Raw genomic sequence first — 14,207 nt, forward strand, 5'->3', positions numbered from 1 at the left:
CTCTCTCCGCCTAGTGAAGCTTTGCTTCGTTAGGCGGGGAGAGGTTAAAGTATTACTTCGCTTTCCCCGCACCCTTCTCGGCCGCACGGCGCAACGCCTCGGCGAACGCGCCGCCCCCGCTGCTTTCCTGCTTGGCCGGTGCACGCGACGTCATCTGGCGTTCGTTGAAGCGCGGGCCGCGATCGGCTTGCGGGCGATCGGCCTTGGCACCGACGGGATCGTCCATGCGCAGCGTCAGCGCGATGCGCTTGCGGGCGACCTCGACCTCCAGCACCTTCACCTTGACGATGTCGCCTGATTTCACGACTTCGCGCGGATCCTTGATGAAGGTCTTCGACATTGCGGAGATGTGCACCAGGCCGTCCTGATGCACGCCGATATCGACGAAGGCGCCAAAGGCTGCGACGTTGGTGACGGTGCCTTCGAGCACCATGCCGGGCTTGAGGTCGCTGAGCTTCTCGACGCCTTCCATGAACACCGCAGCCTTGAAGGCGGGGCGGGGATCGCGGCCAGGCTTTTCGAGTTCTTTCAGGATGTCGGTGACGGTCGGCAGACCGAAAGTGTCATCGACGAAGCTCTTCGGCTGCACCTTGCGCAGGATCTCGGCATTGCCGATCAGCGCCTTGATGTCGCTCTTGGTGGCTTCCAGAATTTTCCTTACCAGCGGATAGGCTTCCGGATGCACGCCGGATTTGTCGAGCGGATCTTCGCCGTCATTGATGCGCAGGAAGCCCGCGCACTGCTCGAACGCCTTCGGGCCAAGCCGCGGCACTTCCTTCAGCGCCTTGCGGGACTTGAACGGGCCATTGGCATCGCGATGCTGCACGATGCTCTGCGCCAGACCAGTGCCGATACCCGACACACGGGCCAGCAGCGGAGCCGATGCGGTATTCACGTCGACGCCGACGCCGTTCACGCAGTCTTCCACGACGGCATCGAGCGAACGCGCCAGTTTACTCTCGCCGAGATCGTGCTGGTACTGGCCGACGCCAATGGCCTTGGGATCGATCTTCACCAGTTCGGCCAGCGGATCCTGCAGGCGGCGAGCGATCGAGACGGCGCCGCGCAGCGTCACGTCGAGCTCAGGCAATTCTTCTGAGGCGAAAGCCGAGGCCGAATAGACCGACGCGCCGGCTTCCGATACCACGATCTTCGACATCTTCAGATCGGGCAGCAGCTTGACCAGCTCCATCGCCAGCTTGTCCGTTTCGCGCGAAGCCGTTCCGTTGCCGATGGCGATCAAGTCGACCTTGTGCTGGACCGCGAGCTTGCCAAGCACAGCAAGCGACGCGTCCCACTGACGCTGTGGCTCATGCGGATAGATCGTGGTGGTCGCCACCACCTTGCCGGTGGCGTCGATGATCGCGGTCTTCACACCGGAGCGGAAGCCGGGATCGAGGCCCATGGTCACGCGGGCGCCGGCGGGCGCGGCGAGCAGAAGGTCGCGCAGGTTCGAGGCGAATACGCGCACGCCTTCTTCTTCAGCCGCGGTCCACAGCCGCATCCGCAGATCGATATTGAGATGCACCTGAATCTTGGTGCGCCAGGCCCAGCGCGTGGTTTCGGTGAGCCACTTGTCGCCGGGACGGCCCTGATCAGAGATCGCGAAACGCTGCATGATCTTCAGCTCATAGGAGCTGGGTATCGTCGTCGGGGCCGGTGTGGTCGGCACCGGCTCGGGCTGCATCGCAAGATCAAGGATCTCTTCCTTCTCGCCACGGAATAGCGCGAGGATGCGGTGCGACGGCAGCTTGTGCAGCGGTTCGCTGAATTCGAAATAGTCCTTGAACTTCTCGCCTTCGGTCTTCTTGCCGGTGCGCACCGTCGAGGCCATCAGTCCATTCGACCACATCTGTTCGCGCAGCGCGCCGATCAGATCGGCGTCTTCGGCGAAGCGCTCCACCAGAATCGCGCGCGCGCCATCGAGCGCGGCAGCCACATCGGCGACGGCCTTCTCGGCATTGACGAAAGCTTCAGCGACTTTCTTCGGATCGTTCTGCGGCTCAGTGAGCAGCAATTCCGACAGCGGCTCCAGGCCGGCTTCCTTGGCGATCTCGGCCTTGGTGCGGCGCTTCGGCTTGTAGGGCAGATAGATGTCTTCGAGGCGGCCCTTGCTGTCGGCGCTCATGATGGCGGCTTCGAGCGTCGCGTCGAGCTTGCCCTGTTCGCGCACCGATTCCAGGATCACCTTGCGGCGGTCTTCCAGCTCGCGCAGATAGGTCAGCCGCTCTTCCAGCGTGCGCAATTGTGCGTCATCGAGACCGCCTGTGATTTCCTTGCGGTAGCGCGCAACGAACGGCACCGTCGCGCCGCCGTCCAGCAACTCGACGGTCGCCGTGACCTGTTGCTCGCGTACGCCAAGTTCGTCTGCGATCTTCTGATTGATGCTTGCCACGCCTGGAGATTCCTTCGAATTCTGTGGCGGGTCATACCGCCGTCGCAAAACGCTTATGGACCGATGCCGCACGATTCATCAACCCCGCCAAACGCAGTCGATTGTTCTGTGGATCACGTTGTTTTGCTTCGAAAATTCCAGTGATTGGAGCGCTTCCGGACAGTGCGGCTGTGCAAAAATATAATGCTAGATCGGAGCCTGCGAACTGTGTAGACGGACGTTCCTTTCGGGAGCGGCAATGTCGGTTTGTGGTCTGGATTTTGGAACGTCGAACACGACGCTCGGTACCGTCATCAATGATGTTCCGGTACTGGCGGCGCTCGAAGACCATCATGTCACAATTCCGAGCGCTATCTTCTACAAGGCCGATACCGGCGCCTTCATCGGCCGCAAGGCCATTGAGGCCTATGTGGAGGGCGCACCGGGGCGCCTGATGCGCAGCCTCAAATCCGTGCTCGGTACGTCGCTGATCGACGAGACGACGCGCGTCGGTCGCGAGCGCGTCAGCTTCCGCAATGTCATCGCCTATTATCTCGGTACGGTGAAACGTCGTGCGGAGCAGGCCACGGGGCTTGAACTTCGCAAGGTTGTGCACGGCCGGCCCGTGCATTTCGTCGATGACAATCCGGCGGGCGATGCCAAGGCCGAAGATACGCTCCGTGCCATCGCCAAAGACGTCGGCTTCGAGGACGTCACGTTCCAGTTCGAGCCGATCGCCGCGGCGCTGGATTACGAGCGGCAGATCAATTCGGAAGAGATCGCGCTGATCGCCGATATCGGTGGCGGCACGTCGGATTTTTCCATCGTTCGGCTCTCGCCGGAGCGACATCGTCATGCCGACCGCAAGGACGACATTCTTGCCAATGACGGCGTGCGTATCGGCGGCACAGATTTCGACAGGCATCTCAGCCTTGGTGTGATCATGCCGCTGCTCGGCTATCGCTCGGCGATGAAGCGCGCCGGGCTCGATGTGCCGTCGGGTTATTTCCATGATCTGGCGACCTGGTCGAGCATCAACCGGATGTACGATTCCAAGGTCATGAACGAGGTCAAGCAGGTGCGCTTTGAGGCGCAGCAGCCGGAGTTGCTGGATCGCCTGGTGCGCGTGCTGGACGAGCAGCGCGGCCATACGCTGGCGATGGAAGTCGAGGGCGCCAAGATAGGCCTGTCCGACAAGCCGAAATCGAGCATCGCGCTGGACTGGATCGAGCCGGGTCTGGCTGCCGGCGTTGCCCGCAAGGAACTCGTCAGCCATACGCAATTGCTGGCCGACCGCATCACTGCCCGGATCAGGATCTGCCTGACTCAGGCCGGGCTGAAGCCGGAAGCGATAGATGCGGTGTTCCTGACCGGCGGGTCGGTGCAACTCGCCCATGTTCGCAAGGCCATCACGGCGGCTCTGCCGGCCGCCCGCGCCATCGATGGCGACACGTTCGGGGCGGTCGGCAAGGGCCTGACCGTCGAGGCCGCCCGACGCTACGGGGCCGGCTAGGTCCGAAAGCCGAAATACGGCTCGAACGTCGTGTGGCTATGCGCTGCTGTCGCTTGATCCGGCGCCGGGCGCAGCCATATTAGGCCCATGGCGAAGCTCTCGAATCGCGACAGGATTCTCACCGCAGGCCTCGCGGTCGTGCATGCGCGCGGCTATGCGGGGGCCAGCGTTCGCGACATTGTGCATGCCGCCGGCGTCCCGCAGGGCACTTTCACCAATCACTTCACCTCCAAGGAAGAATTCGGCCTCGAGATTATCGATCTCTATTTCGCCAAAGGCCGTGAGCTGATGGTGCAGACGCTGCGCAACGAGGCCCTTTCACCCCTGGCACGGCTGCGCGCCTATATCGATGCCAATGTGGCCCGGCTGACCGAAGACCAGATGTGCAATGGCTGCCTGTTCGGCAACTTCACCGCGGAAGCCAGCGACCATAGCGACCTGATCCGCGACCGGCTGTTGACGATCTTCGCCGATGTTCAGGAGAGTATCGCCGAATGCCTGACCTCCGCGGTGAAAGCCGGAGAGCTGCCGGTCGACTTCAAATGCGCGGAGGTTGCGGGCTTCATCGTCTCGTCGCTGCAGGGCGCCAACCTGCTGTCGAAAGCCGAGCGCAGCCCGGCGCCGATCGAGCGCTTCGCGCAGGTGCTGTTCACACAGGTGCTGCGCTGAGCTGATTGCTGCTCTGCACAGACATTGCCGCTCCCCGGCTGTTTCGCTAAACCGTGCGACATGACAGCGCGGCCCGCAGAGGCCGTTGCCGACAACAAACGACCGGGAGTGAATCATGAGCCAGACCGCCGTCGGCGCACGCGCCGCACGCAGCGCAAAATCCGACATCGAAACCTCGACCATCCGCGCCATTTCGTGGCGGCTGATCCCGTTTCTGGTGCTGGCTTATTTCCTGGCCTATCTCGACCGCGTCAATCTAGGCTTCGCCGCGCTGACCATGAATGCGGAGCTGAATTTCTCGCCGACGGTCTTTGCGTGGGGCGCCGGCATCTTCTTCATCGGCTATTTCATCTTTGAAGTTCCCAGCAACATCGCGCTGGAGAAATTCGGCGCCAGCCGCTGGATCGCGCGCATCATGGTGAGCTGGGGCATCATCTCCGCGCTGATGGCGATCGTCAGTGGTCCGTGGAGCTTCTACACGCTGCGCTTTCTGCTCGGTGTGGCCGAGGCCGGCTTCTTCCCGGGCATCATCCTCTATCTGACCTACTGGTTTCCGGCCGAATATCGCGCGCGTTTCCTCGCCGCCTTCGCCATTGCGGTCCCTGTATCCACGGTGATTGGCGCGCCGATCTCCGGGATGCTGTTGGGGCTCGACGGCGTCACGGGCCTGAAGGGCTGGCAATGGCTGTTCATCATCGAGGGCATTCCGTCGGTCATTCTCGGCGTGGTCACCTGGTTCTACCTGACCGACAAGCCTGAAAAGGCCGAATGGCTGACGCCCGACCAGAAGATGTGGCTCTCCGACAAGCTTGAAGGCGAGCGTCTCGCCAAGGAGAGCGCCCATGGCATGACACTGAGGCAGGCGCTGTCGTCGCCGAAGGTGCTGATGCTGAGTGTGATCTATTTCGGTTTCGTCGGCGCCCTCTATGGCATGCAGTTCTGGCTGCCGCAGATCGTGAAGGCGTTCGGCTTCACCAATCTGCAGACCGGCTTCGTGACTGCGATCCCCTATCTGTTCGGCTCCATTGCCATGGTGCTGTGGGCTCAGCATTCCGACAAAACCCGCGAACGCGTCTGGCATGTCGGCCTGCCTCTGCTGCTGACCGCCGTGGCGCTCGCGCTGTCCGGCATTTCCACCAATCCGACACTGACCATGGTCGCGCTGACGGTCGCCGCGATCGGTGTGTTCTGCACTTTTGCATTGTTCTGGACGCTGCCGACCGCGTGGCTTAGCGGCACGGCGGCGGCCGGCGCCATCGCACTGATCAACTCGATCGGCAATCTTGCCGGTTTCGGCGGTCCCTATCTGATTGGCTGGGTCAAGGAACTGACGGGCAGCACCTCGACCGGGCTTCTGGTGCTGGCGGCCATGCCGCTGGTGGCCGGCATCCTTGTGCTGGCCGGCAATCACGGGACCACCACCGAATTTACCTCGGCAGGAAAGCCGGCCAAGGCGAAGTGAGGTATGTTGCGGTGCGTCAATCTGACGGGATTGTGACCACTGACGATTATTGACATTCGTCATTGGTCAGGCCTAAGTGTCCTCCGAACAGCCATTCGAAGGACGCCTCGCGATGCTCGGCCACACCAAAGTCAACGCTTTCCGCAAGCCATTTGCCGCCGCGCTCCTGTTGATCCCTGCTCTGGCTCTGGCTGGGTGCGGCAAGAAAACCGAGGCGGAAGCTAAGCCAACGCGCCCCGTTCTGGTCGCGACCGTCCATTACGAACCGGAATCGCCGCAGCGCAGCTTCGTCGGCACCATTCGCCCGCGGATCGAGACCGATATGGGTTTTCGGGTGACCGGCAAGGTCGCCAAGCGTCTTGTCGAGGTCGGTCAGACCGTCGAGATCGGCCAGCCGCTGGCCACGCTCGATGAGGTCGATCTAAAGCTGCAGGCCGAGCAGGCTGTCGCCGAACTCAACGCATCGACGGGTGTGCTGGCCAATGCCAGTGCCGCCGAGGGCCGCGCAACCGAGCTGCGCGCCAAGGGCTGGTCCACCCAGGCACAGCTCGATCAGGCTAAAGCTACGGGCGACGAAGCTCGTGCCCGCCTCAACCGTGCGGAGCGCTCGGTCGAACTCACCAAGAACAGCCTCTCTTATGCGACGTTGATCGCCGACACCCGCGGTGTTGTCACCGCGACGCTGGTCGATGCCGGTCAGGTCGTTGCCGCGGGGCAGGCCGCCATCCGTGTCGCGCGTTTCGGCGAGAAGGAGGCAGTGGTCTCCGTTCCGGAAACGCTGGTTGGCCGTGCCAAGGAAGGCAAGGCCAGCGTCACGTTGTGGTCCGAGCCCGGCAAGCAATATGCCGCCAAGCTGCGTGAACTCGCGCCCAATGCCGACACCGCGACCCGTACCTATCTCGCCAAGTTCTCGCTGCCCGAGGCCGACGACAAGGTCTCGCTCGGTATGACGGCGACGCTGACACTCTCCGATCCCGCCACCGAACGCGTTGCGCGCGTGCCGCTCTCGGCACTGTTCAGCCAAGGCAACACCCCGTCGCTCTACGTCGTGAGCGCATCGGGCGATGTCGCACTGCAGCCGGTCAAGGTGAAGTCCTATGAGAGCAACGACGTCATCATCTCGGGTGGCGTCGATGAAGGTGCCAAGATCGTGACGCTCGGGGTGCAGAAACTGGACCCTGCGTTGAAGGTCCATGTCGTTTCCGCATTGTCGTTTTAAGACGCTCGCATTCAAAGGACGAAGCCGATGCATCGCTTCAACCTCTCCGCCTGGGCCGTCGCTCATCCCGCGCTGATCCTGTTTCTGATCATCGCGCTCGGCGTCGGTGGCTTCTTCTCTTACGAGAAGCTCGGCCGAGCCGAAGACCCGTCCTTCACGGTGAAGGTGGTCAACGTCACGGCGATCTGGCCGGGCGCGACCGCCAAGGAAATGCAGGAGCAGGTTGCAGATCCCATCGAGAAAAAGATGCAGGAGCTGCCTTACTTCGACAAGGTGCAGACCTATTCCAAGCCGAACTTCACGGCGCTGCAGGTTACATTCAAGGACAACGCGCCGGCCAAGGACGTGCCGTTCCTGTTCTATCTGCTGCGCAAGAAGCTCGCCGACGTGCAGGGCAGCCTGCCGGCCAATCTGGTCGGGCCAACGGTCAATGACGAGTTCAGCGACGTCGATTCCATTCTCTACATGATGACTGGCGATGGCGCCGACTTCGCGCAGTTGAAGAAGGTTGCCGAAGGCCTGCGCCAGCGTCTGTTGAAGGTGAAGGGTGTCACCAAGGTCAATCTCTACGGCACCCAGGACGAACGCATCTTCGTCGAATTCTCCCATGCCAAGCTGGCAACGCTCGGCATCACGCCGCAGACGCTGTTCGACTCGCTTGCCAAGCAGAACGCGATCCAGCCGGCAGGCACGGTAGAAACCTCGTCGCAGCGCGTACCGCTGCGCGTCACCGGCGCGCTCGATGGCGTGAAGACGGTGGCGGAGACGCCGGTGGAGAGCAACGGACGCACGTTCCGCCTCGGCGATATCGCGACGGTGAGCCACGGCTTCGTCGACCCGCCGGATTTCAAGGTTCGCCAGAAGGGCAAGTATGCGCTTGGCGTTGGCGTGGTGACGGCCAACGGCGCCAATATTCTCGAACTCGGCAAGGACGTCGAGAACGCCAAGAACGAATTCATGGGGGCGGTGCCACAGGGCGTCGAGGTCGAACAGATCGCCGATCAGCCGCTGGTGGTCGAACATGCCGTTGGCGAATTCACGCACTCGTTCATCGAGGCCCTGGGGATTGTGCTGTTCGTCAGCTTCCTTGCGCTCGGCTGGCGCACCGGCATCGTGGTCGCACTGTCGGTGCCACTGGTGCTCGGTATTGTCTTCATGGTCATGAATGCGATGGGCATGGACCTGCATCGCATCACGCTCGGCGCGTTGATCATCGCGCTCGGCCTTCTGGTCGACGACGCGATTATTGCGGTCGAGATGATGGTGGTGAAGATGGAGCAGGGCTGGGACCGCGTCCGCGCGGCGTCCTTCGCCTGGGAGTCGACGGCGTTTCCGATGCTCACGGGTACGCTGATCACGGCTGTCGGTTTCCTGCCGATCGGCTTTGCCAATTCCGCAGTCGGCGAATATGCCGGTGGCATCTTCTGGGTGGTCGCGATTGCGCTGATCGCCTCATGGTTCGTCGCGGTGATCTTCACGCCCTATATCGGCGTCAAGCTGCTGCCGAACTTCGCCGCTCACGGCAAGGCCAATCACGATCCGCATGCGGTCTATGAGACGCGCATCTATCGCGGTCTGCGCAGCGTCGTGCAGTGGTGCGTCACGCACCGCATCAAGGTGGTAGCTGCCACGGTCGGCATCTTCATCGCCGCCATTGTCGGTTTCGGCCATGTCCAGCAGCAGTTTTTCCCGCTGTCTGAGCGCCCCGAACTGTTCCTGCAGCTGCGCCTGCCGGAAGGCACGGCTTTTGGCGTTACCGAAAAGGCGGTCAAGGACGCCGAGAAGCTGCTCAAGGACGACAAGGACATTGCCACTTATACGGCCTATGTCGGCCGCGGCTCGCCGCGCTTTTGGCTCGGCCTCAATCCGCAGCTCCCGAACGAGGCCTTCGCCGAGATCGTGATCGTGTCCAAGGATGTCGAGGCACGTGAGCGCATCAAGTCCAAGATCGAGAAGGCCGTCGCCGATGGCCAGCTGTCGGAAGCACGCGTGCGCGTCGATCGCTTCAATTTCGGTCCGCCGGTCGGTTTCCCCGTCCAGTTCCGCGTCATCGGGCCAGATACCGCGACCGTGCGCGATATCGCTTACAAGGTGCGCGAAGTAATGCGCGCCAACAAGAATATGGTCGATCCGCAGCTCGACTGGAACGAGCAAACGCCTTCTCTCAGGCTGGTGGTCGACCAGGACCGCGCCCGTGCGCTCGGCCTGACGCCGCAGGAGTTGTCACAATCCCTGGCGATGCTGATCTCCGGCGCGTCGGTCACGACCGTGCGTGACGGCATCGAGAAGGTTGGCGTCGTTGCCCGTGCCGTTCCGTCGGAACGCCTTGATCTCGGCCGTGTGGGCGATCTCACCATCATCTCGCGCAACGGCGTCCCGGTGCCGCTGTCGCAGGTGGCGAAGATCGAATACGCCCATGAGGAGCCGATCCTCTGGCGCCGTAACCGCGACATGGCGATCACCGTGCGCGGCGACGTCGTCGATGGCGTGCAGCCGCCGGATGTCACCAACCAGATCTGGCCGCAGTTGCAGCAGATCCGCGACAGCCTGCAGCCGGCCTATCGCATTGAGATTGGCGGCGCGGTGGAAGAATCCAGCAAGGGCAATGCCTCGATCGCCGTGCTGTTTCCGCTGATGATGATCATCATGCTGACGCTGCTGATGGTGCAGTTGCAGAGCTTCTCGCGGTTGATCCTGGTGTTCCTGACGGCGCCGCTCGGCATCGTCGGTGCCTCTTTGGCGCTGAACGTTGCCAACAAGCCGTTCGGCTTCGTGGCGCTGCTCGGCCTGATCGCACTCGCGGGTATGATCATGCGCAACGCCGTCATTTTGGTGGACCAGATCGAAACCGATGTGCGGCACGGCCTGACCCGCCGTGAAGCCATCGTCGAGGCGACCGTGCGCCGTGCGCGTCCGGTCATCCTGACAGCGCTGGCGGCCATTCTGGCGATGATCCCGCTGTCGCGCTCGGCCTTCTGGGGCCCGATGGCGGTCACCATCATGGGTGGATTGTTTGTGGCGACGTTCTTGACGTTGTTGTATCTCCCGGGTCTCTATGCCCTATGGTTTCGCAAGAGTCTGGATGAACGCGGATCGGGCGAGGATGTCGATCATCACGCACCGCAACATCATGACAAGCAACAGGCCTTTCCGCTTGCTGCCGAATAACTGAAGATTGCACTCCGAGATGACTCTGATTTCTGATCACGTTGAAGCCGATATGCGGGGCCGCATCGTTGTGGTCGCGGAAAAGCTGTTTCGCGAGCTCGGCTACCAAAAGACCACCGTCGCGGATATCGCGAAGGTGCTGCGGATGTCGCCGGCCAATGTCTATCGCTTCTTCGATTCGAAGAGGTCGATTATTTCGGCGGTAGCGCAGCGGCTGATGGGCGAGGTCGAGGAGGCCGCGCAGGTCATCATTGCCCACCCGCAGCCGGCGTCCGAGCAGTTGCGCGAATTGCTGACCTCGATCCACCAAATGAATGCCGAACGCTATGTCGGCGACGCCAAGCTGCATGAGATGGTCGCCATCGCCATGGAAGAGAGCTGGGACGTCTGCACCGCCCATATGGAGCGCATCACAGGCACCATCGGCGCCGTGATCGCGCAGGGCGCAGCCAAAGGCGAATTCCACGCCCCCGATGTCGAGCTGGCGGCGATGTGCGCCTTCACCGCGATGATGCGGTTCTTCCATCCGCAGATGATCGCCCAATGCGCTACCAAGCCGGGGCCGAGCCTGGACCAGATGATCGACTTCGTTCTTGCCGGGTTGGCCCCGCGGGGCTAGACGATCTCTCTGACGTTAATTCAGGGGATCTTCCGCGTGACCGCATTCGATCTGCATTCCTACGAGCCCGTCAACGGCCACGGCCTCAAGCACGATCCCTTCAATGCCATTATCGGTCCGCGTCCGATCGGGTGGGTCTCCTCCCGGGATGCCAATGGACACGTCAATCTGGCGCCGTACAGCTTCTTCAACGCCTTCAACTACACGCCGCCGCTGATCGGCTTCTCCAGCATCGGGATCAAGGACTCCGCCCGCAACATGCAGGCGACGAAGGAATTCGTCTGGAATCTGGCCACCATGGATCTGGCGAAGCAGATGAACGCGACGGCCGCGAGTGTTGGCCCGGAAGTGGATGAATTCGAGATCGCCGGCCTGACGCCGGTGCCGAGCAAGCTGGTGAACGTGCCCCGTGTCGGCGAAGCCCGGGTCGCCTTCGAATGCAAAGTGACCCAGATCATCGAGCTCAAGGGCGCCAACGGTGCTTCGGCCAACGCCTTCCTCACCATGGGTGAGGTGGTTGCCGTCCATATCGACAAGACCCTGATCGTGGATGGCGTGTACCAAACCGCGCTCGCCGGCCCGATCCTGCGCGCCGGTCGCCGCGGGGATTACTTCCACATCAAGCAGGATGCCATGTTCGAGATGGCCCGCCCGGACTGAGGCTGGCTATTCTTCCGGCGTTTGGGTCGCGCGACCACTGGTCACGCGGTGAGAAATCGCCTTTCGGGAACCGTTGCGGTATCCTGCCGTTAATGATGGCTCGATGCTGTCAGTTTTCGCTTAAATATCAATGCGAAAGCTAAGGTGACACGGATACCGTCCTGCTAAGAGCGTCCGCCTTTTGGCGCCCGCGGTCCGCCTGGACTGCCGGTCGCCTCGATCGAGAGGAAGCCTCCATGAGCTCATCCAGCTTGCGCCGCGACTATCTCACCAAGCCGATCTTCGGTTGGGCCAAGAGCGCGTTGCCGAAGATGTCGGACACCGAGCGCGAGGCGCTGGAAGCCGGCGACGTCTGGTGGGATGCGGATCTGTTCACCGGCAATCCGGACTGGGCTAAGCTGCTCGCGGTGAAGCCGGCGAAGCTCACGGATGAAGAGCAGGCCTTCATGACCGGGCCGGTCGATCGTCTCTGCGAGATGATCGACGACTGGAAGATCAATTGGGAATTGCGCGACCTGCCGCCCGAGGTCTGGGACTTCATCAAGCGCGAAAAATTCTTCGGCATGATCATTCCGAAGGAATTTGGCGGCCTCGGCTTCTCGCCCTATGCCCATTCTGAAGTGGTACGCAAAATCTCGTCGCGCTCAGTAGTTGCCGCTGTCACTGTGATGGTGCCCAACTCATTAGGCCCCGGCGAACTGCTGATGAAATTCGGCACCGACGAACAGCGCCGACGCTGGCTGCCGCGCCTTGCCGATGGGCGCGACATCCCCTGCTTTGGCCTCACTAGCCCGGAAGCGGGCTCGGACGCGGCGTCGATGATCGACAGCGGCATCATCTGCAAGGGCACGTTCGAAGGCCAGGAGGTTCTGGGTTTGCGCCTCAACTGGCACAAGCGCTATATCACGCTCGGCCCGGTCGCGACGCTGATCGGTCTGGCCTTCAAGGCCTATGACCCCGATCATCTGGTCGGCAATCAGGGCGAGCTTGGCATTACCGTCGCGCTGATCCCGCACAACCTGCCGGGTGTCGAGATCGGTCAGCGTCATCTGCCGTCCATGCAGGTGTTCCAGAACGGTCCGAACTGGGGCCGCGATGTCTTCATCCCGCTCGACTACATCATCGGCGGTCAGGAACGTCTGGGGCAGGGCTGGAAGATGCTGATGTCGGCGCTCGCCGCCGGTCGTGGCATCTCATTGCCGTCGCTGTCCGCGGCCGGTGCCGCCTATGCCGCGCGCACCACCGGTGCCTATGCCCGCATCCGCGAACAGTTCAACATTTCGATCAGCAAGTTTGAGGGCATCGAGGAGCCGCTCGCCCGCATCGCCGGCACGGCCTATCTGCTCGACGCTGCGCGGCGCCTGACCTCGGCAGCGCTCAATCTGGGCCATCATCCCGCGGTCATCTCCGGCATCATGAAGCTGCATGCCACCGAACGCATGCGCCTCGCCATCGACGATGCCATGGACATCCATGGTGGCAAGGCCGTGATCGATGGGCCGCAGAACTATATGGGCAATCTCTATCGCGCGGTGCCGGTGGGCATCACGGTTGAGGGCGCTAATATCCTGACGCGCAATCTCATCGTGTTCGGACAAGGCGCCATCCGTGCGCATCCTTATCTGCTGCAGGAAATGAATGCGCTCGGCGATCCCGACAAGGCGAAGGGTCTCGACGCCTTCGACACCGCGTTCTGGAAACATATCGGCCACAGCGTCATCACGCTGTTCCGCGCCTGGGCGCGTAGCTGGACTGGCGGGATGTTCGCGCCGGCGCCGGATGCGGGCGATGCCACGCAGTTCTATCGCCAGCTCTCGCGCTATTCGTCGGCATTCGCACTCTGCGCCGACATGGCGTTGCTGACGCTTGGCGGAGCATTGAAGCGCAAGGAAATGCTGTCGGCGCGGTTCGGCGATATTCTCTCCGAGCTCTATCTGCTCTCGGCTGCGCTGAAGCGCTGGGAGGACGAAGGCCGTCAGCAGGATGACCTGCCGGCGCTTGAATGGTGTATGGCGTCCGGCTTCAAGACCATCGAGAACCGCTTTGCGGAGATTCTGGCCAACCTGCCGAACCGCTTTGTCGCCCGCATCCTCAAATTCATCGTGCAGCCCTATGGCGCCTCGGTACTTGGGCCTTCGGATCGCGTGGTGCATCGCTGCGCCCAGATGATCCTGGAGCCATCGGCCACACGCGATCGCCTGACGCCGGACCTTTCGCATGTTGACGACGATCGCGGGCTGGCGCGGCTGGAGAAGGCGTTCAAACTGGTGACATCGAGTGACGATATTGCCAAGCGCATCCGGACGGCGAAGCTGAAGAACTGGAAGGATGCAGTGGCACAGGGCGTCATCACCCAGGCGGAAGGCGAGAAGCTCGCCGCCGCGCAGGAAGCCGTCAAGCTGGTGATCGAGGTCGATCACTTCGCGCCGGAAGAGCTGTCGCCGGGCTACAAGAAGTCCGATAACGTGCACCAGTTCTTCCAGGAACTTGGTGAGCAGCGGGCAGCAAGCTGATGGCAAGACT

The 14,207-nt window shown here is 62.2% G+C and carries 9 protein-coding genes; 8 read left to right on the forward strand and 1 reads right to left on the reverse strand.

Annotated features, from left to right (window positions below):
• Nucleotides 1–52: 52 nt before the first annotated feature.
• Nucleotides 53–2,395 carry a Tex family protein gene (locus CIW50_RS05400; protein WP_149530174.1) on the reverse strand — a complete coding sequence of 781 codons (2,343 nt, stop codon included), beginning with the start codon at nucleotides 2,393–2,395 and terminating at the stop codon, nucleotides 53–55.
• A 238-nt stretch (nucleotides 2,396–2,633) separates the two neighbouring features.
• On the opposite strand from CIW50_RS05400, the gene CIW50_RS05405 reads away from it, so the two are divergent.
• From CIW50_RS05405 to CIW50_RS05440, 8 genes are all read left to right on the forward strand, one after another.
• Nucleotides 2,634–3,887, forward strand: coding sequence for an Hsp70 family protein (locus CIW50_RS05405; RefSeq protein WP_149530175.1), 1,254 nt, complete (start codon nucleotides 2,634–2,636; stop codon nucleotides 3,885–3,887).
• An 87-nt stretch (nucleotides 3,888–3,974) separates the two neighbouring features.
• A complete protein-coding gene (locus CIW50_RS05410) occupies nucleotides 3,975–4,556 on the forward strand; it encodes a TetR/AcrR family transcriptional regulator (protein ID WP_149530176.1) in 582 nt (193 codons plus the stop codon).
• A gap of 115 nt (nucleotides 4,557–4,671) precedes the next feature.
• Nucleotides 4,672–6,018, forward strand: a complete 1,347-nt coding sequence (locus CIW50_RS05415) for an MFS transporter (RefSeq protein ID WP_149530177.1) — start codon at nucleotides 4,672–4,674, stop codon at nucleotides 6,016–6,018.
• A gap of 112 nt (nucleotides 6,019–6,130) precedes the next feature.
• Complete coding sequence (locus CIW50_RS05420) at nucleotides 6,131–7,237, forward strand: efflux RND transporter periplasmic adaptor subunit (RefSeq protein ID WP_149530436.1); 1,107 nt, start codon at nucleotides 6,131–6,133, stop codon at nucleotides 7,235–7,237.
• A 27-nt stretch (nucleotides 7,238–7,264) separates the two neighbouring features.
• Complete coding sequence (locus CIW50_RS05425) at nucleotides 7,265–10,405, forward strand: efflux RND transporter permease subunit (protein ID WP_149530178.1); 3,141 nt, start codon at nucleotides 7,265–7,267, stop codon at nucleotides 10,403–10,405.
• Between the two features lie 19 nt (nucleotides 10,406–10,424).
• Entirely contained in the window at nucleotides 10,425–11,024 is a 600-nt protein-coding gene (locus CIW50_RS05430; protein ID WP_149530179.1) for a TetR/AcrR family transcriptional regulator, read from the forward strand.
• 36 nt (nucleotides 11,025–11,060) lie between these two features.
• Entirely contained in the window at nucleotides 11,061–11,684 is a 624-nt protein-coding gene (locus tag CIW50_RS05435) for a flavin reductase family protein (RefSeq protein ID WP_149530180.1), read from the forward strand.
• Between the two features lie 236 nt (nucleotides 11,685–11,920).
• Nucleotides 11,921–14,197: an acyl-CoA dehydrogenase gene (locus tag CIW50_RS05440; protein WP_149530181.1), complete on the forward strand. Its 2,277-nt coding sequence runs from the start codon at nucleotides 11,921–11,923 to the stop codon at nucleotides 14,195–14,197.
• Nucleotides 14,198–14,207 lie beyond the last annotated feature (10 nt).

Origin of the sequence: Tardiphaga sp. P9-11 (genome assembly GCF_008329525.1) — a bacterium.
Classification (GTDB): Bacteria; Pseudomonadota; Alphaproteobacteria; order Rhizobiales; family Xanthobacteraceae; genus Tardiphaga.